General features: G+C 62.5%; 18 protein-coding genes. 10 read left to right on the top strand and 8 right to left on the bottom strand.

Annotation, left to right across the window (positions count from 1 at the left end; genetic code table 11):
* Window positions 1-136: 136 nt before the first annotated feature.
* The 8 genes from NYQ88_RS19085 to NYQ88_RS19050 all read left to right on the top strand — a co-directional run bounded on the left by NYQ88_RS19085 (window position 137) and on the right by NYQ88_RS19050 (window position 8832).
* On the top strand, window positions 137-724 hold the full coding sequence (locus NYQ88_RS19085; RefSeq protein WP_275652665.1) for an exopolysaccharide biosynthesis protein: 588 nt from the start codon (window positions 137-139) through the stop codon (window positions 722-724).
* 354 nt (window positions 725-1078) lie between these two features.
* A complete protein-coding gene (locus NYQ88_RS19080; protein ID WP_275652664.1) occupies window positions 1079-2695 on the top strand; it encodes a peptide ABC transporter substrate-binding protein in 1617 nt (538 codons plus the stop codon).
* A gap of 113 nt (window positions 2696-2808) precedes the next feature.
* Window positions 2809-3732, top strand: coding sequence for an ABC transporter permease subunit (locus NYQ88_RS19075; protein WP_275652663.1), 924 nt, complete (start codon window positions 2809-2811; stop codon window positions 3730-3732).
* Window positions 3732-4652, top strand: coding sequence for an ABC transporter permease subunit (locus NYQ88_RS19070; RefSeq protein ID WP_275652662.1), 921 nt, complete (start codon window positions 3732-3734; stop codon window positions 4650-4652). Before NYQ88_RS19075 ends, NYQ88_RS19070 begins: the two co-directional genes overlap by 1 nt.
* Window positions 4652-5635, top strand: a complete 984-nt coding sequence (locus tag NYQ88_RS19065; protein ID WP_275652661.1) for an ABC transporter ATP-binding protein — start codon at window positions 4652-4654, stop codon at window positions 5633-5635. Before NYQ88_RS19070 ends, NYQ88_RS19065 begins: the two co-directional genes overlap by 1 nt.
* Window positions 5635-6654, top strand: a complete 1020-nt coding sequence (locus tag NYQ88_RS19060; RefSeq protein WP_275652660.1) for a dipeptide ABC transporter ATP-binding protein — start codon at window positions 5635-5637, stop codon at window positions 6652-6654. The genes NYQ88_RS19065 and NYQ88_RS19060 overlap by 1 nt, the downstream gene beginning before the upstream one ends.
* Before the next feature lie 193 nt (window positions 6655-6847).
* Window positions 6848-7846, top strand: a complete 999-nt coding sequence (locus NYQ88_RS19055; RefSeq protein WP_275652659.1) for a glycosyl transferase family 90 — start codon at window positions 6848-6850, stop codon at window positions 7844-7846.
* Window positions 7843-8832, top strand: a complete 990-nt coding sequence (locus NYQ88_RS19050) for an NAD-dependent epimerase/dehydratase family protein (protein ID WP_275652658.1) — start codon at window positions 7843-7845, stop codon at window positions 8830-8832. The genes NYQ88_RS19055 and NYQ88_RS19050 overlap by 4 nt, the downstream gene beginning before the upstream one ends.
* Window positions 8833-9237: 405 nt before the next feature.
* On the opposite strand, the gene NYQ88_RS19045 is transcribed toward NYQ88_RS19050, so the two are convergent.
* The 6 genes from NYQ88_RS19045 to eda form a co-directional block, all read right to left on the bottom strand.
* The gene (locus tag NYQ88_RS19045) at window positions 9238-10413 is read right to left on the bottom strand and encodes an alpha-hydroxy acid oxidase (protein ID WP_275654955.1); all 1176 of its coding nucleotides are present in this window, start codon (window positions 10411-10413) and stop codon (window positions 9238-9240) included.
* 174 nt (window positions 10414-10587) lie between these two features.
* Window positions 10588-11268 (bottom strand): molybdate ABC transporter permease subunit, encoded by a 681-nt coding sequence (gene modB, locus NYQ88_RS19040; protein WP_275652657.1) that lies wholly within the window; start codon window positions 11266-11268, stop codon window positions 10588-10590.
* Window positions 11269-11402: 134 nt separating this feature from the next.
* A complete protein-coding gene (modA, locus tag NYQ88_RS19035; protein ID WP_275652656.1) occupies window positions 11403-12131 on the bottom strand; it encodes a molybdate ABC transporter substrate-binding protein in 729 nt (242 codons plus the stop codon).
* A 65-nt stretch (window positions 12132-12196) separates the two neighbouring features.
* A complete protein-coding gene (locus NYQ88_RS19030; protein ID WP_275652655.1) occupies window positions 12197-13675 on the bottom strand; it encodes a sulfatase-like hydrolase/transferase in 1479 nt (492 codons plus the stop codon).
* Window positions 13676-13740: 65 nt separating this feature from the next.
* On the bottom strand, window positions 13741-15030 hold the full coding sequence (locus NYQ88_RS19025) for an ABC transporter substrate-binding protein (protein ID WP_275652654.1): 1290 nt from the start codon (window positions 15028-15030) through the stop codon (window positions 13741-13743).
* A 201-nt stretch (window positions 15031-15231) separates the two neighbouring features.
* A complete protein-coding gene (eda, locus tag NYQ88_RS19020; RefSeq protein ID WP_275652653.1) occupies window positions 15232-15867 on the bottom strand; it encodes a bifunctional 4-hydroxy-2-oxoglutarate aldolase/2-dehydro-3-deoxy-phosphogluconate aldolase in 636 nt (211 codons plus the stop codon).
* A gap of 131 nt (window positions 15868-15998) precedes the next feature.
* On the opposite strand from eda, the gene nadA reads away from it, so the two are divergent.
* Window positions 15999-17066, top strand: a complete 1068-nt coding sequence (nadA, locus tag NYQ88_RS19015) for a quinolinate synthase NadA (protein WP_275652652.1) — start codon at window positions 15999-16001, stop codon at window positions 17064-17066.
* A gap of 111 nt (window positions 17067-17177) precedes the next feature.
* Here the strand turns inward: nadA and NYQ88_RS19010 are convergent, their stop codons facing one another.
* Window positions 17178-18275, bottom strand: a complete 1098-nt coding sequence (locus NYQ88_RS19010; protein WP_275652651.1) for a glycosyltransferase — start codon at window positions 18273-18275, stop codon at window positions 17178-17180.
* Window positions 18276-18422: 147 nt separating this feature from the next.
* Between NYQ88_RS19010 and NYQ88_RS19005 the strand changes: the two genes are divergently transcribed.
* Window positions 18423-19844 (top strand): mannose-1-phosphate guanylyltransferase/mannose-6-phosphate isomerase, encoded by a 1422-nt coding sequence (locus NYQ88_RS19005; protein WP_275652650.1) that lies wholly within the window; start codon window positions 18423-18425, stop codon window positions 19842-19844.
* Between the two features lie 91 nt (window positions 19845-19935).
* Here NYQ88_RS19005 and NYQ88_RS19000 read toward each other — a convergent pair whose 3' ends face one another.
* A complete protein-coding gene (locus NYQ88_RS19000; RefSeq protein WP_275652649.1) occupies window positions 19936-20619 on the bottom strand; it encodes an outer membrane beta-barrel protein in 684 nt (227 codons plus the stop codon).
* Between the last annotated feature and the right edge of the window lie 23 nt (window positions 20620-20642).

Raw genomic sequence — 20642 nt, 5'->3', positions numbered from 1 at the left:
GGCCACTGGCGCACAGCCCCTCAATGATAATGGGCGTGCACGATCCGACAAGGGCCGAAATGTCGCCCAAGCTGGGAGCAAGCCCAGAGGAACGCCGAGCCGGCGCAGCACGTTGAGGGTTCAACAGGGACATCACATGGCCGACGCGCAGCAAGGCACGCTCACAAATCTGATCGACAAGGTGGACGAACATGCCCGGGCCGGGGATGGGATCTCCATCGGCCTCATCCAGGAGATCGTCGGACCGCGGGCCGCCGGGCCCCTGCTGCTCATTCCCGCGCTCATCGTCATCTCGCCGCTCAGCATTATTCCGGGCATCCCAACCCTCACCGGTATTCATACGGTGCTGGTGGCCGGCCAGATTGCGCTCGGGCGCAAGACAATGTGGCTGCCCAAATGGCTCACGGAGAGGAGTATTCCCGGCCGGCACGTGGAAAAGCTGCTCAAATTCCTCAAGCCGGTGGGCCGGGTGGCGGACACGATCATCAAGCCGCGCGCCCGGGTGCTGGTGGCGCCGCCTCTGCGCCGGGCAGGGGCCGTCATCTGCGTCCTCGTCGGGATGATCATGCCGCTCCTCGAATTCGTGCCCTTCACCTCGACCTGGGCGGCAGCGGTGATTGCGGTCTATGCCATGGCGATCACGGCCAAGGATGGGTTCCTCGCGCTGGCGTGGGTGGGACTGGTCGCGGCGGCCCTCTCTATCCTCCTGATGCTTCTCGTTTAATTATTCTAAAATTTGAAGGAGAGGCGAAGTCGACGGCATTCCCGGTGCCGTTGGTTGCTTGCCGCCGCAGGCCCCGTGGCGAGTTCAAGCCTTGGGCGTGCTGTCGCGATTGTGACCGGAGGGGGCCATCGCGCAGTTGCCGCAGCCATGAACTTGGTCTTTTTAGGGCAAAATATTCACAGGGACGGCGGTCTTGACGTTTAGGTCAATCTTTTGCTTGTCAGTGGACGCTTTGCCGCGATACCGTCCACCAATCTCGGACCAGCGGGTTTAACCGCTGGCCAGACAAATAATCCGCATTCCAAAAGCGGATGGCAACAACACTGTTGAAGACCACATGGAGATGGGACGAGAATGAAGTTCACCACAGCCTTTAAGGCGGTAGCGACCGCGGGCGCCATGGCGCTGATGATGAGCACCTCCGCTTCGGCGGTGACGCTGCAGTTGCACAATGGTGGCGACCCCGGCACCCTCGACCCCCACAAAGCTTCCGGCGACTGGGAAAACCGCGTCATCGGCGACTATATCGAAGGTCTGCTGACCGAGAGCCCGTCTGCCGAAGCCATCCCGGGCCAGGCCGAAAGCTGGGAAATTTCCGAGGACGGCACCGTCTACACGTTCAAGCTGCGCGATGGCATTCAGTGGTCCGACGGTACTCCGGTGACTGCTGGCGACTTCGTCTATGCCTTCCAGCGCCTGTTCAACCCGACCACCGCAGCTGACTACGCTTACCTGCAGTTCCCGATCAAGAACGCTGAAGCGATCAACTCGGGCACGATCACCGATCTCAACGAGCTCGGCGTCAAGGCCATCGACGACAAGACGCTCGAGATCACTCTCGAGGCCTCGACCCCCTTCTTCCTCGAAGCCTTGACCCACTACACCGCCTATCCGGTGCCAAAGCATCTCGTCGAAGAGCTTGGCGATGACTGGACCAAGGTCGACAACATCATCGGCAACGGCCCATACCTCGTGAAGGAATGGCTGCCGGGCTCTTATGTCCGCTCGGAAAAGAACGCCGACTATTACGACGCTGCCAATGTGCAGATCGATGAAGTCTACTACCACGTTCTCGAAGATCAGGCCGCAGCCCTCAACCGCTACCGCGCCGGTGAATTCGACATCCTGACCGACTTCCCGTCCGACCAGTACCAGTGGCTGCAGGACAACCTTCCGGGTGAAGCACACGTCACCCCGTTCCTGGGCATCTACTACTACGTGATGAACCAGGAAGAGGGCCAGGTCCTCTCCGACGTCCGCATTCGCGAAGCGCTTTCGACCACCGTCGTGCGTGACGTGATCGGCCCCGATATCCTGGGCACCGGCGAGCTTCCGGCCTATGGCTGGGTCCCGCCCGGCACGTCGAACTATGTCGAAAATGCCTATCATCCGGCATGGGCCGACACGCCCTATGAAGAGCGCGTCGAAAAGGCCAAGGCGCTGATGACCGAAGCCGGTTACGGCCCGGACAATCCGCTGACCCTGCAGCTGCGTTACAACACCAACGACAACCACCAGCGTATCGCTGTGGCGCTTGCCGCCATGTGGGAGCCGCTTGGCATCAAGATCGAGCTGTTCAACGCTGAAACCGCTGTTCACTACGACGCCCTGCGCGCCGGTGACTTCCAGATCGGCCGTGCCGGCTGGCTGCTCGACTACAACGATCCGTCCAACACGCTCGACCTCCTCAAGAAGGGCGTCGATCAGGCCGGCACGATGAACTGGGGCAACAACTATGGCCGCTATGCGAACGAAGAGTTCAATGCGCTCATGACCCAGGCCTCGACCGAGCTCGATCTCGAAGCACGCGGCAAGCTGCTTGCCGACGCTGAAAAGATCGCCATGGACGAATTCGCTGCCATCCCGATCTACTGGTACGTGTCCAAGGACGTCGTATCGCCCAAGATCTCGGGCTTCGAAGCGAACCCGAAAAACATCTTCCGCACCCGCTGGCTCTCGAAGTCGGAATAAGCGGACCATAAAAACCAGACCGTGGGGGCCAGATTGGCCCCCACGGTTCTTTTGTCCGAGCGTGACCGGCCCCTCCCTCCATCCCGGCGCCCCGGCCAAGGAGTTCTCACCAAATGCTATCCTACGCCTTCCGGCGCGTGCTTTCGGCGATCCCGATCGCGCTGATCGCCGTGACAGTCTGTTTTTTCATCCTGCGTCTGGCGCCGGGTGGACCGTTCGACGGTGAACGTGCCCTGCCGCCGACCGTGCTGGCCAATCTGCGCGCCCACTACAATCTCGACCAGCCGCTGGTCGTTCAGTATTTCATCTATATCGGACGGCTTCTGCAGGGTGATCTCGGCCCGTCCATGGTGATCGACGGCTTCAACGTCTCCGACCTCATCCGCATCGGCTTCCCCTTCACCCTGACCATGGCGCTCAGCGCCTTCGTGATCGCGACCACCATCGGCATCATCGCCGGCATGGTTGCGGCGGTGAACCAGAACAAATGGCCCGACTATGTGCTCGTGCTGGCCGTGATGCTGGGCGTGGTGGTGCCGAACTTCCTCATGGCCGCACTGCTGCAGCTCTGGTTTGGCGTTTATCTGCGCTGGCTGCCGGCCGGGGGCTGGGTCAATGGCTCGATCTGGCATCTGGTGTTGCCCGTTACTGTTCTCGCCTGGCCCCATGCCGCGCGCATCAGCCGGCTCATGCGCGGCTCGATGATCGAAGTGCTCGGCACCAATTATGTGCGGACCGCCCGTTCCAAGGGCCTTGGCGAACGTCTCGTCATGGCGCGCCACGCCATCAAGCCGGCGCTGTTGCCGGTCGTCTCCTATCTCGGGCCAGGCCTGTCCTATCTGCTCACTGGCTCGCTCGCCGTCGAACAGATTTTCGGCCTCCCCGGCATCGGCAAATATTTCGTCCAGGCCGCGCTCAACCGCGACTATGGCATCGTTCTGGGAACGACCATCCTCTACATGTTCATCATTCTTGCGCTTAATCTGATCGTCGACCTCGTCTATGCCTGGCTCGATCCCAAGGTGAGGTATCACTGATGGCTGGGATCACCGGAAAAGACCAGGTTCTGACGGCCTATGCCAAGAAGCTGGAAACGCTCGATCCGCCCAAGGGCCGCTCGCTGACCCAGGACGCCGTGCGACGCCTCGTGCGCAACAAGGCAGCCGTGGTGTCGATCGGGCTTGTCGTGCTGATCGTGCTGATCGCCTTCATCGGACCCTATTTCGTGCCTTGGGGCTATTCCCAGGTCGACTGGTCCAATATCCGCAAGCCGCCTGATTTCGATGCCGGCCACTTCTTCGGCACCGACCAGAACGGGCGCGACATGCTGGCGCGTGTGCTCCAGGGCACGCAGATGAGCCTGACCGTGGCGCTCGTCGCCACCGTGGTTTCGGTCAGTATCGGCGTCGTCTATGGCGCCGTGGCAGGCTATTTCGGCGGCCGGGTCGACGCCATCATGATGCGCATCGTCGACGTCATGTATGCGCTGCCCTACATCCTCTTCGTCATCATCCTGATGGTGATGTTCGGCCGCAATCCCGTGCTGCTCTTCGTCGGCATCGGCTGTATCGAATGGCTGACCATGGCGCGTATCGTGCGCGGGCAGACCCTCTCGATCAAGGAGAAGGAATTCGTCGAGGCCGCCAAGGCCGGCGGCGCAAAACCCTTCACCATCATCATGCGCCATATCGTGCCCAATCTGACGGGTCCGGTGGTGATCTATGCAACGTTGACCATTCCCGAGATCATCATTGCCGAGAGCTTCCTCTCCTATCTCGGCCTTGGTGTGCAGGAGCCGCAGACCTCGCTCGGCACGCTGATCTCCGCCGGTGCGCCGGTGGCAGAAGTCCTGCCCTGGATGCTCCTGGCGCCGGCAGGCGTGCTGATCACCCTGCTGCTCTGTCTCACCTATATCGGGGACGGCCTGCGCGACGCGCTCGACCCCAAGGATCGCTGATGACCAAAGTTCTTGACGTTCAGGACCTCGGCGTCACCTTCGCCCTCCACGAGAGCGAGGTGCACGCGGTCAACAATCTCAACTTCTCCCTCGAGGCGGGCGAAACGCTCGCTGTCGTCGGGGAATCGGGGTCTGGCAAGAGCCAGGCCTTCCTCTCCATCATGGGCCTTCTGGCCAAGAACGGCCGCACCAGCGGCAAGGCCATGCTCGGCGACGTCAACCTCGTCGGCATGGAGAAGGCCAGGCTCGACAAGATCCGTGGCAAGGACATTGCCATGATCTTCCAGGACCCGATGACCTCGCTCAATCCGAGCCTCAAGGTCAAAACCCAGCTGGCCGAAGTTCTGGTCAAGCACCGCGGCTTCGACAAGTCCAGGGCGGTCACCACCGCCGTCGAAATGCTCGAACGCGTCGGCATCCCCGAACCGGCCAAGCGCGCCAATGCTTACCCGCATGAAATGAGTGGCGGCATGCGCCAGCGCGTCATGATCGCCATGGCGCTGCTGTGCCAGCCCAAAATCCTCATCGCCGACGAGCCGACCACGGCGCTCGACGTGACGGTTCAGGCCCAGATGCTGGACCTCTTCAAGACCCTTACCGACGACTTCGGGACGTCGCTCGTGATCATCACCCATGATCTGGGTGTGGTGGCGGGCGTGGCTGACCGCATGATGGTGATGTATGGCGGCCGCGCGGTGGAGAAGGGCACGGTCGACGATCTCTTCTACGATCCGCGCCACCCCTATACGCTGGGCCTTCTGCATTCGACCCCGCATATCGCCAAGCGCGCCGAGCGGCTCGACCCGATCCAGGGCCTGCCGCCCAGCCTTGAAAACCTGCCCAAGGGCTGCTCGTTCAATCCGCGCTGCGCTTTCTGCTTTGACCGGTGCCTTGAAGAACGTCCGCCCCTGGCTCCGACCGCCGACGGTCGCGAAAAGGCGTGCTTCTACGAAGGCCCGCTGAAATACGGAGAGGTGGCGTAATGACCCCGGCACCCGATACCCTCATCGAGATCAAGGATCTCAAGAAAACCTTCTCGATCGCCACCGGCCTCTTCTCCAAAAAGCTCCGGCTGACCGCGCTCGAAAACATCAATTTCTCGGTCAAGAAGGGCGAAACGCTCGGGATCGTGGGCGAAAGCGGCTGTGGCAAGTCCACGCTCGGCCGCTGTATCCTGCAGCTGATCGCGCCGGACGAGGGGCAGGTGCTCTGGCTCGGGCAGGATCTCACCAAGGTTCCGGCCGAGGAAATGCGCAAGCGCCGGGCAGATCTGCAGATCATCTTCCAGGATCCGCTGGCCTCGCTCAATCCGCGCATGACCGTGGGCGAGATCATCGAAGATCCGCTGCGCACGCTCAAGCCCGAGCTCAAGAAGGAAGAGCGCCGCGCCCGCGTCTTCAAGATCATGGAGGCCGTCGGCCTTCTGCCCGAGATGATCAACCGCTATCCGCACGAGTTTTCGGGCGGCCAGGCCCAGCGCATCGGGATTGCCCGCGCGCTGATCACCGAGCCAAAACTCATCGTCTGCGACGAGCCGGTTTCGGCGCTGGACGTGTCGATCCAGGCGCAGATCCTCAATCTCTTGTCCGAGCTCAAGGACGAGTTTGGCCTGACGCTGATCTTCATCTCGCACAATCTCTCCGTCGTGCGGCACGTCTCCGACCGCATCCTCGTGCTCTATCTTGGGCGCATCGTGGAACTCGCGACGGGCGACGAAATCTATGAGGATCCAAAGCACCCCTATACCCGTGCGCTGCTCACCGCCGTGCCGATCCCCGATCCAAAACTGGCAAGGCTGCGCAATATCGATGCCTTGAAGGGCGAAATTCCCTCGCCCATCAATCCGCCCTCGGGCTGCACTTTCCGCACGCGCTGCCGCTTCGCCCAGCCGCGCTGCGCCGAAATTCGCCCCCCGCTCGAAACGCTGGAAGGCGGGCGCCTGGTCGCCTGCATTCGCTGGCAGGAAATAGAAGCCCCCAAGGAAGCCGTCCTCGGCGCCTGAGGCTGCGCTCTAACAGAACCGGCAGCGGGCACCACGCGTGCCCGCTGCTTTTTTGCCCCGTTGGCACGCGTTGTTTCGGAAATCTTTGAGCAGCCAGAGATTTGCAGTTGGACAAAGGCCGCTCGGGCGGTAAGGGACCAAGGCACGGTCGCCCCTGGGGCGCACGGTGCTGCATCATCCCGGGGTCGAGCGCATGTCAAAATTCCTCTCGCGCCGCCTGATGACACTCATCCTGAGCTATCAGCTCCGCCGGTCGCTGGGACGATTGGGCGTGCCGCTATCACCGCGCCTTGCGCCCCATCCGGTCGCGACAGATTTCCTGCGCGACATCGCCATCCACCGCAAGAATGGGCGCATTCAGTTCGGCTTGCCTGCCGACCCGTTTGAGCTGGTGTTCTGTCGCCGCGCCAGCGTAACTGCCTATCTCTACTTGCTCAGCCATTGTCCGGCCGAGGTCGAACTGTTCACCGGCGCTTGTGATGATGGCGACTATCCGAGCGGCGCCCGGTTCACACCGTCCTCGCGTAGCGCGCGCGCCATAGCAATTCCCGACCGATATTTCATTCTGCGCGACGGGTTTTCGGCCGAGCGCCGCCTAGTCGAGGCCGATCCGATACCGTGGACCTCACGCCGGGACACACTTGTCTGGCGTGGCGGCATCAACGGCCATGGCATTCACCCGCAAAGTGATGACGACGCCTACAATCCGCGTGTCATCCCGCGGGCGCGCATGTGCATGCAGCTCAGATCGGTGCCCGGTGTCGACGCCCTGATCAGCGATGCGCTGGATCCGCATGTGCCGCTCCACACACTTGCCAAGTTCGGCATTACCGGCGCCAACCGGGCCGAACCCGAATGGCGCGGCGACAAATTTGCCATCGATATCGACGGCTGGACCAATAGCTGGTCGAACCTGATCATCCGCATGCATTTCGGCTGCTGTGTGCTCAAGGTCGCCAGCGCCGATGGCTATCGGCAGTGGTGGTATGACCGGCTGGTGCCGTGGGAGCACTTTGTACCCGTGGCCAGCGATATGAGCGACTTCGCCGAAAAGATCGACTGGGTGCGCAGCCATGACCGGGAAGCCGCCGAAATCGCTCGTCGCGGCCAGGCGCTGGTGCGCACCATGACCCTGGCATCCGAAACCCGGATCGGCGCCGAACTCATCACCGCGAACTGGAAGCTTGCATGATCTCTATTCCCGACTTTGCCGGCAGGCATATCGCCGTGGCCGGTGGGGCAGGCTTTATCGGCCGGCACATGTGCAATCGCCTTCTCGATGGTGGCGCAACAGTGCTCTGCATCGACAATTTCCTGACCAGCGCGCGCGAAGACCTTGCGCCGCTTCTGGCACGGCCGGGTTTTTCGCTGCTTGAAGCCGATATCGTTGCGCCACTCGATTTTGTCGCCGATGGCATCATCAATCTGGCCTGCCCGGCATCACCGGTCGCCTATCAGCGTGACGCGGTCGAGACCATGCGCATCAATGTCATTGGCACGGACAGGCTGCTCGCCATGGCGCGAAAGCTGGGCGTTCGGTTTCTCCAGGCGTCCACCAGCGAGGTCTATGGCGACCCCGAAGTTCACCCGCAGCCCGAAACCTATCTCGGCCACGTCAATCCGATCGGCCCGCGCTCCTGCTATGACGAAGGCAAGCGGGCGGCCGAAACATTGTGCACCGATTATGCCCGCCAACATGGCGTCGATGTGCGGATTGCCCGTATTTTCAATACCTACGGCCCGGGCATGGCCGCCGACGACGGGCGCATCATCTCCAATTTCGTCACCCAGGCCCTGCGCGATCTTCCCCTCAGCATCTATGGAGACGGCACGCAGACGCGGTCCCTCTGCTATGTCGCCGATACGGTGGAGGGGCTCTTGAGGCTGTTCTTTTTGCCAGACGTCGACGTGCTGCCGATCAATATCGGCTCCACCGATGAGTTGAGCGTGGCCGAAATCGCCCTGTCCATCCTCGAAGCGACGGGGTCGCGATCCCCGCTGTCCTATCACCCCCTGCCGGTCGATGATCCGCGACAGCGCCGTCCGGATACAGCCAGGGCGGCAAAAGTTCTGGGCTGGAGACCGCAGACCAGCCTCAGGGCAGGTCTCGCGCACACCATCGCCCATTTCGCAGAGAGGCTAGAGGCGCGCGCATCGCATCCGGAGCCGGCGCAGTGATCACCCACAGCACCTGACATTCAAAAGAGCCCACGCAGCGATGCGGGGGCGTTTTGTATTGTCGATGGCACTTGCTTGGATCTTCCACCAGCGCCGCTTCCCTCGGGCTTGACCAGAGGGCCACTCAGAGAGCCCTGACGAACTTCGTGCGCGCGGATAGTGACCCTCGGGTCAGGCCCGAGGGCAGCTTGGTGGATGGGCGGCCATCAGACTTATCAGCTCCATCGCCTCCCTCCCCCTTGTGGGGAGGGATCGAGGGTGGGGGTGTAATTCTGGCGCGGCAGGCGGATCCCCCACCCCAGCGCCGCTAGGGCCTGACGGCCAAGCTCTGCTACCCTCCCCACAAGGGGGAGGGAGCGCAAAAGCCGACAATGCAGGGTGAGCGGTAACCCGGTGATGCTCCCCTTACCCCCGCGGCTTGGGTGCGTTCCGCGGCGGGATGTCGTTCGAATAGATATTGTGCAGCCCGATATTGTGCACGTCGCGCTCGCCGCAGAGGGCCATGGTGGTGTCGAGCTCCTTGCGGATGATCTCGAGCACGCGGGTGACGCCCGCTTCCCCGCCAGCGCCGAGGCCGTAGAGCATGGCGCGGCCGATAAAGGCGGCCTTGGCGCCATAGGCCAGCGCCCGCACCACGTCCTGGCCGGAGCGCACGCCGCTGTCGATATAAACCTCGGTCTTGTGGCCGACCCGATCAACGATCTCGGGCAGAACGCGAATGGTGGAGGGCGCGCCATCGAGCTGGCGGCCGCCGTGATTGGAGACGATGATGGCATCGGCGCCATTGTCGATCGCTGCCTGCGCGTCATCGGCGTCGAGCACACCCTTGACGATCACCGGACCGCCAAAGCGTTCCTTGATCCAGCGCACATCGGCCCAATTGAGCGTCGGGTCGAACTGGCTGGCCGTCCAGGAGGAGAGCGAGGCCAGATCGTGGTCGCCCTCCACATGGCCCACAATATTGCGGAAGGTGTGCCGCTTGGTGCCCAGCATGCGCAGGCACCAGGTCGGGTGCTGCATCATCTGCCAGATCGAATAGGGGGTGAACTTTGGCGGGGTGGAAAGCCCGTTCTTGATGTCCTTGTGGCGCTGGCCGAGGATCTGCAGATCCATGGTCAGGATCAGCGCCGAGCAATTCGCTGCCTTGGCGCGGTCGATCAGCCGGTAGATGAACTGGCGGTCGCGCATCACATAGAGTTGGAACCAGAAGGGCGCGGTCGTGTTCTCGGCAATGTCCTCGATCGAGCAGACGCTCATGGTCGAGAGCGAGAAGGGAATGCCGAATTTTTCGGCCGCCCGAGCCGCCTTGATCTCGCCGTCCGCGGTCTGCATGCCGCCGGTTGCCGCCGGGGCGATGGCGACGGGCATGGTGATTTCCTTGCCCAGCATCGTGGTCTTGAGGTTGCGTCCCTCAAGGTTCACCGCCACCTTCTGGTTGAGCTTGATCTTGGCGAAATCGCTCTCATTGTCGTGGTAGGTGCTCTCCGTATAGGAGCCGCTATCGGCATATTCGAAGAACATCTTTGGCACGCGCCGACGCGCCACCCTCATCATTTCCTCAACGGTCAGGATCTTGTCGATGGCGGGCATGGATGGCTCCAGATGGGCGGGTGAGCCTGCCTAACAACTAACATGTTAGTAGTCAACGTCGCGCCGACCGGAACGGGCAAATCGCTTCGGTGGAGCCATTTGAGGTGCGAAGGCCCTAAGAGCTACGCTCGAATGGCCGGCCCCACGCACAATGCTTCGGTTGTTCTAACCGAGCGGCCCCATGGACTTGCGATTGATCATCAGCGTCGAGAAGATGACGATAAAGGCAAAGATCACCATGCCCCCCGCCAGAACATGGGCCTTGTCCCACTCCAGCCGCTCGACGAAGTCGTAGATGGCGATGGAGAGAACTTTGGTCTGCCCCGGAATATTGCCGCCGATCATCAGCACCACGCCAAATTCACCGATCGTATGGGCAAAGGCCATGATGCCGCCGACGAGATAGCCGGGCCGCGCCAGCGGTAGGAGCACGCGGAAGAACAGCGCACCGCGCCGCGCCCCCAGCGTCTCCGCCGCTTCGATCACTTCTGTTTCGATGGCGGCAAAAGCGTTGCGCAGCGGCTGAACCATGAAGGGCAGGGAGGCGATCACCGAGCCGATGACGAGGCCGGGAAATGAAAAGGCGAGGGTTCGCGCGCCCCAGAGCCCGGCCAATGCGCCACCGGGGCCGAATGGCCCTAGCGCCAGCAACAGATAAAATCCCAAGACCGTGGGCGGCAGCACCAGCGGCAGCGTCACCAGCGCGCCAATGATTGTCGTGCCCGCGTTTCTGCTCCGCGCCAGCCACAGGGCAATCGGCGTGCCGATGACAAAGAGGATTGCCGTCACCGTCGCGGCCAGGGCGAGGGTCAGGGCAATCGGAGGGATCAGGGCTTCAAAACTCATCGCCTAGCCATCACCCGCCAAGTCAGTTCGTGCAAGGGCTTCTCCATCCGCCTGCACGGGCCGCCCGGCTCCATCGCCTCCCTCCCCCTTGTGAGGAGGGCAGCAAAGCTAGGGCAATGACGATGGCTCGGGCATTAAGGCACCGAATAGCCCGCCGCCTCGATCACCACCACGGCTTCATCACTCTGCAAAAACTCCAGAAACGCGATCGCCGCCGGATTGCTCTCGCCATGTTTCAGCAGCACTGCACCCTGGGCAATCGGCGCGTGAAGCGCCTCCGGAACCAGCCAAATGTCGGCCTTTCCGATCACCTGGCTTGCCGCCACAAAGCCGAACTCGGCATTGCCCGTTTCAACGAACTGCAGCGTCTGCGAAATGGTCTCGCCCCAGACGATTCTGGGTTCTATGGCGTCATAAAGTCCAAGCGCCTCAAGCGTTTCAATCGCTGCCTTGCCATAGGGCGCCGCCTTGGGATCGGCGAGCGCAATCCGGCTGAACGCACTCGTCAAAGCTTCGGCGCCCGCACTTAAATCCCGCCCCGGCCCATAAAGCGCAAGCCGTCCCTCGGCATAGATGAAGAAGCTGTCCGGCGCCGCATGGCCTTCCTCGACCGCCAGTTGCGGGCGGGCCGCGTCGGCCGCCAAAAACACATCAAAGGGCGCCGCCTGGCTGATCTGCCCATAAAGCGCCCCGGTCGCCCCAAAACTGAGCCGCAGTTCATGGCCCGTCTCGGCCGTGAACCGCCCGGCCAACGCCTCGGCAACAGCCGTAAAATTGGCCGCTACCGCAATCGTCGCCGTCTCCGCCCGCGCTGGCAGCGCCGTCAGCAGCATGGCGATGAGGCAGGCAGTAAGGCGCAGCATCCGGAGCACTCCAAGCGTGGGCTGATCGATGCGCTATACGGATTTCTGAGGCAAGGGCGGAAAGATCACAGTGTCTTGGTCGCCGCATTGGGATCGCGGAAGGGCAGGGGCGGATAGTGCAAGCCGCGTTGCCCCGAAAGGCCTCGATTGGGTTTCCGGCCGGCATAGGTGGCCTTGCATCCGATCCACTCGTCGCCCCGCACATAGTCGAGATCCCCGCCATAGAGCGCGTCGCGCAAAACGCCCTGCAGTCGGGCGAGCACCGCGCCATAATCCGCCGAAGCCACCAGATTGTGCCGCTCCTCGTGATCGGTCTCGAGGTCGAACAGCTGGAAATGATTTCCGGCGGGATACCAGATCAGCTTGTGGCGGCCGTCATGGATCATGCGGGTGGCGTCGAGCCCTTCCGAGCACTCGCCATAAAAATAGTCCCGCCGCGCGTCGCCGATCATCGATCGTCCGGTCATCTGGTCGGGCGGGGTAATGCCGGCGAGGTCGAGCAGCGTGGGCATCACGTCCTGCAGGCCGACCAGTCGGTCATCGATCGAACCGGGTTTTATGCGGTCCGCGTCCGAGGCCGCGCCCAGCACGATCATCGGCACATTGGCGGAAGCCTCATAGGCCAGCCGCTTGGCGTAAAACCCGTGGTCGCCCAGCATGTCGCCATGGTCGGCGGTAAAGACGATGATGGTGTCGTCCAGAATGCCTTCTTCGCGCAGCGTGCCGATGATCAGTCGCAACTGGTGATCGACATGGGTGCAGAGCGCATAATAGGCCCGCCGCATGTCGTCGCGCTGGGCGGGCGGCAGATCGGTCCAATAATCGCGCACGGCTTGAAGCGCGGGCGGCAGGTCTGTGTCCGGAGCGGACCAATCGGCGGTGATCGGCTGGGGCATGTCGCGGCGCGCATAGCGCTCGAAATAGCTCGCGGGCGGCACCAGCGGCGGATGCGGCGCGGTATAGGACACATACCACAGGCCCGGGCGCGTGGGATCGCGCCGCTTGATCGTCCGGCACGCCTGGAAGGTGATCCAGTTGGTGACGTGCAGATGCTCGGGCAGGTGCCAGCTGCGCCAGCCATATTCATTATTGCCCATGCCGTGGAAGAAGTGCTGCCCGGCAAAGCCATTGTCGGCGAGGAACACCTCATAGTCATCCACGCAGCCATTGAGCTGGCGGCCTTCCTCGGCGAGGATCACATCGTCAAAGCCGATCCGGTCGCGCTGCGGATAGACATGCAGCTTGCCGATCGCCGTCGCCTGATAGCCGGCGTTCCGAAAAGTCTCTGCCAGCGTCGGCAGGTCCGGCATGCCCAGCGTGCCCTGCGCCACGCGGTCGCCATGCGTGCGCGGATCGGTGCCGGTCATCAGCGTGCGGCGGGCGGGCACGCAGATCGGTGTTTCCGAATAGGCATTGGTAAAGCGCCGACCGGCCTTGGCCAGCATGTCGAGTGTGGGCGTTTCGACCACGGGGTGCCCGGCGCAGCCGAGCACCTTGGCGGCCCATTCATCGACCGTGACCAGAAGAACGTTTTTTTGGGTCATGCGCTTGCCTTCCATTCCCGCCAAGGCCACCCGACAAAAGCCGGATGGCCCAGAGCATCATGCGATCAGCTGCGGGCCAGAATGGCTTCTGCTTCAGACAGCAGCGAAGAGGCGCCGTCCTCGGGCGAGGCGGCTTCAAAACCGACTTCCTGACTGATGCGCTGCAGCACGGTGGTGACTTCGCCAGCGCCGGGCGGCGCGAGCGGTGGCAGGGCGCCGACATACTGGTTGATGCTGGCGACATAATCGACCGAGGCGCTTTCCGCCGGGCTGATCAGCGGCGCGATGGCTTCCTGAATTTTCGGGTCCACCGGAATGCCGCGCTCCGCGCCGAGGATCTTTGCCGCCTCGATATCCTGGGTGAAGTAGGCGAGGAAATCGACCGCCAGTTCCGGATCGGGGGTGGTCGCCGAAATGCTGACGCGGGTTGCCGGGCGCAGATAGTGGCCCGGCGCTGCATCGGCCGAGATCAGCGGATAGGCGATGAGACCAACGCTGTCCTGCATGGCATTGCGCGTCGGACCAATGGCATTGGCGAGCCCGAACGCCAGCGCGGCGCGCTGCTGCACCAGCATGCTGGTTTCAACGGTGTTGAGATCGGTCGCCTGCACATCTGCCGGCACGCAGGCACCGGATTTGCGCATATCCTGCCAGAGGGCAAACCAGTCGCGCGCGTCGCTGGTGTCAAAGGCAATCTCGCCATCGGCGGTATAGAGCGCCTTGCCGCGCTGGCGCAGGAAGTTTTCGAAGGGCACTTCGACGCCGCTGGCGTCGGCAAGTCCGAACATGCCGCTGCGCTTGGTCGCCGCCTTGAAGGCCAGGGCGCGCTCGGCGAGTTCTTCATAGGTAATGCCGGATTTTGGGGCTTCGACGCCGGCCTCTTCCCAGGCGGTTTCGTTGACGTGGCAGGCCGCCACATTGACGCCGAAGCTGATGCCGTAGAGCTTGCCATCGGCGCCGCGATTGGCATCGACCTGATCGGCTGGAATGGCGCTGAGATCGAGCTTGTTGCCGAGATATTCGTCGAGCGGCAGCAGGGCGCCGCGCGAGGCATATTCGGAGAGATAGCGGAAATCCATCTGGATGATGTCGGGCGCAGCATCGCCGACGATCTGGGTGGCCAGACGTGGCCAGAAGTCGGCAAAGGATGCAGTCTCTCCCATGACCGTCACACCCGGATTGGCGGCCTGATAGAGGTCGATGACCTTTTCGGTGCGTTCGAGCCGATCGGTATTGCCCCACCAGAACATGCGCAGGGTTTTCTCCTGTGCGCTGGCGCGGCCGAGGCCAAAGGCCGATGCGAGGCCAAGCACGCTGGTGGCGGCCATAAATTGACGACGATTAAGTGTGCTCATGAAAATCCTCCCGATTATCAAATATGTTGGCCGGACTTTTCTTGTATGGAAGCCTTGCGTCAAGCCCGCCAGCGAGAATTTCGTCTGCGCGAATGCGACATTCGGATGGTTTCGGCCAGCGGGACCGAAGCAGGCGGCAAACAAAAAGGCGAGCACCCAAGGGGCACTCGCCTGATGGTCGGAAAGAGGATGTGAGCGAGATCAGCCGCGCAGCGCGCTGGCTTCCCTGGCGAGGGCTTCGATGCGGGCGAAGTCGCCGCTTTCGATGGCGTCATTGGGCATGATCCACGAGCCGCCGACGCAGATGACGTTGGGCAGCGCCAGATAGGTCTTGGCCTTGATCACGTCGATGCCGCCGGTGGGGCAGAAGGTGATGTCGGGCAGGGGCGAGGCAAAGGCTTTCAGCACCGGCGCGCCGCCGAGCGCTTCGGCCGGGAAGAACTTGAGGAACGAATAACCGCGCTCGGCAGCGGCCATGGCTTCGGTCGGGGTGCCGATGCCCGGCAGCAGCGGGATCGATACATCGTCGGCAGCGTCGAGCAGGCGCGGCGAGGCGCCCGGCGACACCATGAAGCGGCAGCCCACATCGACCGAGGCGCGCATATGCACTTCATTGCGAACCGTCCCGGAGCCGACGATGGCGCCGGTCACCTTGGCCATTTCTTCCATGACCTTGAGCGCATTGGGCGTACGCAGCGTCACTTCGAGAATAGGCAATCCGCCTGCCACCAGCGCCTCGGCCAGCGGCCGCGCCTTGGAAACGTCATCGAGGATGATGACCGGGACCACGGGGGCCAGCGTCAGGATGGAGCGGATGGCATTGGCGTCTTGCGGCATGGACGATCCTCGTCTGGCTCAGAAAACTCAGCGCAAGGGTTAGGACTTGCCCACAAAAGCTGCAAGAGCGTTCATTGAAAAGAAAGACGAAAATACCTAGGTTCCGGCACACTTAGGCGGAGGACGGCCCAATGGTTCACACGATCAACGCAATTACTCCGCTCAGCGAAGCGCGCGAGATCCTCGCCCAGCACTTCGACCTGAAGTTTTCCAAGGCCATCGAGCGCGCAACCGACAAGATTTTCGAGCGGGTCCGCCACCAGATCCCAGAGATCGAATGGAGCTATTATGCGCCGCTGATCTTCCAGATCAACAAGCTCAAGGCCGAGAAGGACGCGGTCATCCTGGCGCATAATTACCAGACGCCGCAGATCTATCACGGCGTTGCCGACGTTGTGGGCGACAGCCTGCAGCTGGCCATTGAAGCCACCAAGGTGCGCCAGCAGGTGATCGTGCAGTGCGGCGTGCACTTCATGGCCGAGACCTCAAAGCTTCTCAATCCGTCAAAAACCGTGCTGATCCCCGATAGCCGCGCCGGCTGTTCGCTGTCGGAATCGATCACCGCCGAAGATGTGATGGCCATGCGCGCCCGCTATCCCGGCGTGCCGGTGGTGACCTATGTGAACACGTCCGCGGCCGTGAAGGCGGTGACCGATGTCTGCTGCACCTCGTCCAACGCGCTCGACATCGTCAATCGCGTCGAGGGCGACAGTGTCATCATGATCCCGGACCAGTACCTCGCCCAGAACACCGCCAAGAAGACGCACAAGAAGATCATCACCTGGGCCGGCGCCTGCGAGGTCCACGAGACCTTTACCGCCGAAGACATTTCCGAGCTGCGCCACGCCTATCCCACGGCCAAGATCATCGCCCACCCCGAATGCCCTCCCGAGGTGATCGACGCGGTGGATTTTGCCGGCTCGACCGCCGCCATGATCGACTGGGTGAAATCCACCAGACCGGCCCGCGTCGTTATGGTCACCGAATGCTCCATGTCCGACAATGTGGCGAGCGAAACCACCGGCGTCGATTTCCTGCGCGGCTGCAACATCTGCCCGCACATGAAGCGCATCAACCTCGAGAACGTGCTGTGGAGCCTCCACACCATGACCGAGGAAGTCATCGTCCCCGAAGAGCTCATCGCCCCCGCCCGCGCCGCTGTGGAACGCATGATCGAGCTGAGCAAGAAGGGGGATTAAGACCCCCACCTGACCTCCCCCGGAAGACGGGGGAGGAACAGACCGAGCTTGCGGCGAGCTCGGTGAGCCACCGGCAGATCCCTCCCCCTATCAGGGGGAGGCTAGGAGGGGTCACTGCCGTCCCGCCAATAACCGCCGATAAATCTCCAGATACGCCCTGGCCATCGCCTCTGCCCGGAACATGGTTTCATACCGAGCCCGGGCGCCGCGGCCATAGGCCTCCGCCTGATCCGGTGACGCCGCCAGCGTCCGCATCGCCGCCCCGAGTGCGGACACATCTTCGGGTGGCACGACCAGCCCGGTCTCGCCACCAAGGTTCACAAAACTTGTGCCCGTGCCGATCTCGCAGGAGATCATCGCCCTGCCGGCCCGCGCCGCCTCGGCCAGCGCCACGCCGAAGGCTTCAGAGCGCAAATGCGAGGGGAACACGAAAGCCCGGCTCAATTCCAGCAGCGCGATCTTGTCTTCATCCGACACGGAGCCGACAAAGCGCACGCTCGGGCCCCCCATTTCAGCCCATTCGGCCGTGTCGCCGCCACCGGCGACCACCACGGGCAGGCCAGTTTCCCGCGCCGCCGCCATCAGAAACTGCAGGCCCTTGTAGTAGCGCAGCGCGCCGACGAAGAGAAAGAAACCACTCCCCACTTTTTCCCGCCAGCTCTCGACGAGGGCTGCCGCCGGCGGCAGCACATCAGGGATTCCGATCGGAACAACGCTGGTCTTGTCCGGAAATTTCGCCAGCACCGCGCTGGTGCGTACATAATTGGGCGAGGTCGCAACAATAGTGTCCACCGATCGCAGGAATGCGTTCTGCACCGGCGCATAGAGTTTGAGCAGATTCTTCTGCCGCACGATGTCGGAATGATAGGTGACAACGCTGGGCGCCTTCGGACGGCCGAGGAGGTGGAGCAGGTCGGCCATAGGCCAGGGGAAGTGGTAATTGACAATGTCGGCGTCGGCCGCGAGCCGTCGAAACAGACCAAAACCCGACACCGATAGCCCTGCCGAGGCGATATTGATGTCCTGCCGCGCAAGATGGACGGTGTGATTGTCGATCGTCCGGACGCTGCCGCCATGGTCCTTGCTGAGCGCGAGAACCTGGCTCTCGACCCCATGCGGCACCATGCCTTCAGCGAGGGCATGGATCACGCGCGGCACGCCGGTGAAGTCATCCGGCAGATAGGTCTTGTAGACGTGCAGAACCCGCAAAACCGTCTCCTTGCGTCGTTTTTATGACCAAATGCGCCCGATTTTTCGCGCATGGCCGGGTTGCGATAGGCCCTCAGCGGTGGCAATGCGCTGCTGCCTGCGTTATGTGCTTTGCTCAATATCGCCAAGCAGCGCAAGGACAAGCTCGTGTCATCCATCGTTCCTGTTATTCTCGCTGGGGGTCAGGGAACCCGCCTGTGGCCGAAATCGCGTTCGGCGCGGCCCAAGCAGTTCATCGATCTCATCGGGGGCGATAGTCTGTTCCAGCGCAGCCTTGACCGTGTTGGCGACGCCGGCCGCTATAGCCCCGCCATTGTCATTACCAATGCCGAATACCGCTTCCTCGTTGCCGAGCAGGCCCTGTCCGCTAGCATTGAGGTTGGCGCCATCCTGCTCGAGCCTGTGGCACGCAACACAGCCGCCGCCATCGCGGCCGCGGCCCATCTGGCGCTCGCCAGCGACGAAGACGCGGTTCTCCACGTCCTTGCGTCCGATCACCTGATCGACGCCGGCCCCGAATATTTTGCCGCCGTTGATGCTGCCGCCGCTGCAGCGCGCGACGGGCACCTCGTCACCTTCGGCATTACCCCCGATCGTCCGGAAACCGGCTATGGCTATATCGCCATGGGCGAAGCCCTCGGCCACGGTGCCCACAAGGTCGCCGCCTTTGTCGAAAAGCCCAATCTGGAGCGGGCCGAGGAGATGCTGGCCAAGGGCGGCTTTGTCTGGAATTCGGGCATGTTCATGCTGCCCGCCCGCCAGTTCCTTGCCGAATGCGAAAAGCTGGCGCCCGAGATCTTTGCCGCCTCGCGCGATGCTGTCGCCGGTGCACACCGCGATCTCGATTTCATCCGCCTCGAAGAGACCGCTTTCGCGTCCTCGCCCAACATCTCGGTCGATTTCGCCATTTTTGAGCGCACCGACAAGGCCGCCGTGCTGCCGGTGAGCTTTGATTGGTCCGATCTCGGTGCATGGGATGCGGTCTGGAAGGGTCAGGAGCGCGATGCCCAGGGCAATGCCATTTCCGGCCCGGCCATGGTGTCCAATTCCACCAATTCGCTCATCGTCTCCGATCACGCCCATGTGGTGGTCGACGGGCTCGACGATGTCGCTGTCATCGCCACCGAAGATGCGGTTTTCGTTGGCCGTCTTAGCCAGGCCCAGAATGTCGGTGCGCTGGCAAAGCTGCTCAAGGCCGACGACTCCACCCGTGCTTTGACCGAAACCCACAAGACCTCGTACCGGCCCTGGGGCGGTTATTCGTCCATTCTCATGGGGGAGCGCTTCCAGGTGAAGAAGCTTTTCGTCAAGCCGGGCAAGAAGCTCAGCCTGCAAAAGCATCACCACCGTTCCGAACATTGGGTCGTTGTCCGCGGCACCGCTGAGGTGACGGTCGATGGCAAGGTGTCGATGCTGTCTGAAAACCAGTCGATCTACCTGCCGCTCGGCTGCACCCATCGCCTTGCCAATCCGGGCAAGATCGAGCTCGAACTCATCGAAGTCCAGACCGGCTCCTATCTCGGCGAAGACGACATTATCCGCATCGAAGACGAATTCGGCCGCAGCTGAGTTCTTCGAGAGCGCCAGAAACGAAAATCCCCGCGCGAGCGGGGATTTTTTTGTTTTCAGGTGCAGCCCGTCAGTTGGCGGCGGCAAATTTCTAGAAGTGGAAGTTGAGGCCCACCTTGCCGACATGGGCGCCGGCGGTCACGTCATAGGCCTGGGCTCCGAGCGAACCCGCGGGTGCAGTGCCGGTCAGGCGGTTGTAGCTGTATTCCGCCTTGACGCTGATGGCGTCGTTGAGAGCGAGTTCCATGCCGGCGCCGATGGTATAGCCAATCCCGGTGCCCGAATAAGAACCGGTCGCGCCTGCGAAGACCGCGGAGGTGTTGGCATTGACGCCGCCCACGGCAAGACCGCCGGTGGCAAACAGCAGCACATTGTCAAATGCCATGCCGGCGCGGCCACGCAGCGTGCCTAGCCAGTTGATGTCACCCGAGCAGGTCACACCCACGACGCCGGCACAGGCGGTGGAGCCATTGATGCCCGACCAGGCCACATCGCCCTCGAGGCCAAGCACAAAATTGTCGAACTGGGCGTTGACGCCGGCATTGACGCCAAGCAGACCGCCGCTCCAGTTGATCGTGTCGGTCAGGCCGTTGAGCGCGCCCACGGACTCGGCGGTGCCGCTGCCGTATCCGGCATTGATACCGGCATAAAAGCCGGACCAGTCAAACCCAGCCGATGTATAGCCACCCTGATCCATGGGGAGATAAAGATCAGCCGCTACTGCGTTGGACGCAAGACCGGCAAGTGCTGCCAAGGCGATTAGTGTGCGTTTCAAAGTTGTTCTCCCAAATTGACTGA

The organism is Devosia sp. SD17-2, assembly GCF_029201565.1.
GTDB lineage: Bacteria > Pseudomonadota > Alphaproteobacteria > Rhizobiales > Devosiaceae > Devosia.
The sequence above is the reverse complement of the archived record's forward strand: the minus strand, read 5'-3'. Positions and strand labels throughout refer to the sequence as shown.

What these genes read in the sequence shown, in the direction of transcription:
- NYQ88_RS19085 (WP_275652665.1), top strand. Translation starts at nt 137, where the DNA reads ATGGCCGACGCGCAGCAAGGCACGCTCACAAATCTGATCGACAAGGTG.
- NYQ88_RS19080 (WP_275652664.1), top strand. Translation starts at nt 1,079, where the DNA reads ATGAAGTTCACCACAGCCTTTAAGGCGGTAGCGACCGCGGGCGCCATG.
- NYQ88_RS19075 (WP_275652663.1), top strand. Translation starts at nt 2,809, where the DNA reads ATGCTATCCTACGCCTTCCGGCGCGTGCTTTCGGCGATCCCGATCGCG.
- NYQ88_RS19070 (WP_275652662.1), top strand. Translation starts at nt 3,732, where the DNA reads ATGGCTGGGATCACCGGAAAAGACCAGGTTCTGACGGCCTATGCCAAG.
- NYQ88_RS19065 (WP_275652661.1), top strand. Translation starts at nt 4,652, where the DNA reads ATGACCAAAGTTCTTGACGTTCAGGACCTCGGCGTCACCTTCGCCCTC.
- NYQ88_RS19060 (WP_275652660.1), top strand. Translation starts at nt 5,635, where the DNA reads ATGACCCCGGCACCCGATACCCTCATCGAGATCAAGGATCTCAAGAAA.
- NYQ88_RS19055 (WP_275652659.1), top strand. Translation starts at nt 6,848, where the DNA reads ATGTCAAAATTCCTCTCGCGCCGCCTGATGACACTCATCCTGAGCTAT.
- NYQ88_RS19050 (WP_275652658.1), top strand. Translation starts at nt 7,843, where the DNA reads ATGATCTCTATTCCCGACTTTGCCGGCAGGCATATCGCCGTGGCCGGT.
- modB (WP_275652657.1), bottom strand. Translation starts at nt 11,268, where the DNA reads ATGAGTTTTGAAGCCCTGATCCCTCCGATTGCCCTGACCCTCGCCCTG.
- modA (WP_275652656.1), bottom strand. Translation starts at nt 12,131, where the DNA reads ATGCTGCGCCTTACTGCCTGCCTCATCGCCATGCTGCTGACGGCGCTG.
- NYQ88_RS19030 (WP_275652655.1), bottom strand. Translation starts at nt 13,675, where the DNA reads ATGACCCAAAAAAACGTTCTTCTGGTCACGGTCGATGAATGGGCCGCC.
- NYQ88_RS19025 (WP_275652654.1), bottom strand. Translation starts at nt 15,030, where the DNA reads ATGAGCACACTTAATCGTCGTCAATTTATGGCCGCCACCAGCGTGCTT.
- eda (WP_275652653.1), bottom strand. Translation starts at nt 15,867, where the DNA reads ATGCCGCAAGACGCCAATGCCATCCGCTCCATCCTGACGCTGGCCCCC.
- nadA (WP_275652652.1), top strand. Translation starts at nt 15,999, where the DNA reads ATGGTTCACACGATCAACGCAATTACTCCGCTCAGCGAAGCGCGCGAG.